Below are 1626 nucleotides of genomic sequence, written 5' to 3'. Positions count from 1 at the left end.
CGGGGGCACTGGGCGGTACGGCCGGTCCGGCAGGCATCGGAGGCGGTACGGGAGCGTGCGGCCCCGGCAGTACGGGAGTGTGCGCCTCCGGCCCCGGTACGTACCCCATCGCCGGGCCCGGCCCGCCGCCCGAGAACGCGGCGCCCTGCACCGTGGCGGCCGCCGCCGCGCCTCGCTCCAGCCGGTCGAGCCGTGCCTGCACCGAACGCTCGTCGTCGAAGGCCGCGGGCAGCAGCACCCGCGCGCAGATCAGCTCCAACTGGAGCCGCGGTGAGGTCGCTCCCCGCATCTCCGTCAACCCAGTGTTGACCAAATCGGCCGCCCGGCTCAGCTCCGCCGCACCGAACACCGACGCCTGCGCGGTCATCCGCTCGACGACATCGGCGGGCGCGTCGATCAGCCCCTTCTCCCCCGCGTCCGGCACGGCGGCCAGGATGACCAGGTCACGCAGCCGCTCCAGCAGATCGGCGACAAAGCGCCGCGGGTCGTTGCCACCCTCGATCACCCGGTCCACGACCTCGAACGCCGCGGCCCCGTCGCCCGCCGCGAACGCGTCCACCACCGAATCGAGCAGCGACCCGTCCGTATAACCGAGCAGGGCCGTCGCCATCGCGTACGTGACCCCGTCCTCGGCCGCGCCCGCCAGCAACTGGTCCATGACGGACATCGAGTCACGCACGGATCCGGCACCGGCCCGTACGACCAGGGGCAGCACCCCGTCCTCGACGGGGATCCGCTCCTTGCCGCACACCTCGCCGAGATAGTCGCGCAGCGTCCCGGGCGGCACGAGCCGGAACGGATAGTGGTGCGTACGCGACCGGATCGTCCCGATGACCTTCTCCGGCTCGGTGGTCGCGAAGATGAACTTGAGATGCTCGGGCGGCTCCTCGACCACCTTCAGCAGGGCGTTGAACCCCGCCGAGGTGACCATGTGCGCCTCGTCGATGATGTAGATCTTGTAACGACTGCTCGCCGGGCCGAAGAACGCCTTCTCGCGCAGATCACGGGCGTCGTCCACGCCACCGTGTGAAGCGGCGTCGATCTCGATGACATCGATCGACCCCGGCCCGTTCCTCGCGAGGTCCCGGCAGGACTGGCACTCCCCGCACGGCGTCGGCGTGGGCCCCTCCGCGCAGTTCAGACAGCGGGCGAGGATGCGCGCACTGGTCGTCTTCCCACAGCCACGGGGCCCGCTGAACAGGTACGCATGGTTGACCCGGTTGTTCCGCAGCGCCTGCTGCAGCGGGTCGGTGACATGCTCCTGCCCGATGACCTCGGCGAAGGACTCGGGTCGATAGCGGCGGTACAGCGCAAGAGACGACACACCTACGACGATATCGGCCCCCTCCGACAACGCGCCCGTACCACCACCCCAACGCAAGCGCCCCCCACGCACCCGCCAGAGCCGACCTACCCTTGCTGCCTTCCGGCCCTGGGGGAGTTCAGTCAGATAGCGCCACGTGAGGGGCTGCGCCCACCCTACCCGATCCCCACCCCCCACAACGAGTTCGCGATCACGCCTCAGCGTCTTGTATTGTTTGCGGCGGAGGATTCGCCTAGAGGCCTAGGGCGCACGCTTGGAAAGCGTGTTGGGGGCAACCCCTCACGAGTTCGAATCTCGTATCC

1 protein-coding gene and 1 other RNA gene are annotated in these 1626 nt (G+C 69.7%); both read right to left on the bottom strand.

Annotated elements, in window-relative coordinates:
- Positions 1–1324 (bottom strand): DNA polymerase III subunit gamma and tau (locus WH07_RS30700; protein WP_046507227.1); only part of this gene is annotated, 1324 nt, incomplete at its 3' end.
- A gap of 50 nt (positions 1325–1374) precedes the next feature.
- An RNA gene (gene ffs / locus WH07_RS36755) (signal recognition particle sRNA small type) lies at positions 1375–1473 on the bottom strand.
- Between the last annotated feature and the right edge of the window lie 153 nt (positions 1474–1626).

This window comes from Streptomyces odonnellii (assembly GCF_000981895.1).
GTDB lineage: Bacteria > Actinomycetota > Actinomycetes > Streptomycetales > Streptomycetaceae > Streptomyces > Streptomyces odonnellii.
The sequence above is the reverse complement of the archived record's forward strand: the minus strand, read 5'-3'. Positions and strand labels throughout refer to the sequence as shown.